The sequence below is a fragment of the Microbulbifer okhotskensis genome, assembly GCF_023895975.1.
Taxonomy (GTDB): Bacteria; Pseudomonadota; Gammaproteobacteria; order Pseudomonadales; family Cellvibrionaceae; genus Microbulbifer; species Microbulbifer okhotskensis.
The window spans coordinates 1-459 of record NZ_JALBWM010000383.1; the positions used below are offsets into that span (position 1 = coordinate 1).

Here is a 459-nt window from a genome sequence, read left to right on the forward strand (position 1 = left end):
TATCTGAATATGGAACGGTACAGTTTAGTCAGTGAGAAGCGCTATCGGCGATGGTCTCGTCGGAACTTTGACTTCGTTAAATTCAATGCAGAATTGTTCAAGCAGACGCTCCTAAACGATCATGAATGCGTAGCTGCTATAGACGCCAGCTTTATCAATAAGTCAGGGAAAAAGACGGAGGGCCTGGGCTGGTATTACAATGGTAGTGCCGGAGCCTCGCAACGTGGCCTTGAAATCTCTATGATCTGCATCACTGACCTCAAGTCGAATACTGCCTATGCTTTGGATGCTCAGCAGACAATAGACGAAGAAGGCCAATCAAGAATTGAGCTATATGCTAACCATGCTGCCAAACTTGCACCAACACTCCTTGATCTTGGTATTAGATATCTTGCTGCAGATGCCTACTATACCAAGGTGAAATTCATTTCGGCCATCATTCCAACGGGGTTACACATC

General features: G+C 45.5%; 1 pseudogene. It reads left to right on the forward strand.

Annotation, left to right across the window (positions count from 1 at the left end):
- Positions 1-459 (forward strand): annotated as a pseudogene (locus MO867_RS22600) (hypothetical protein); the annotation flags it as partial.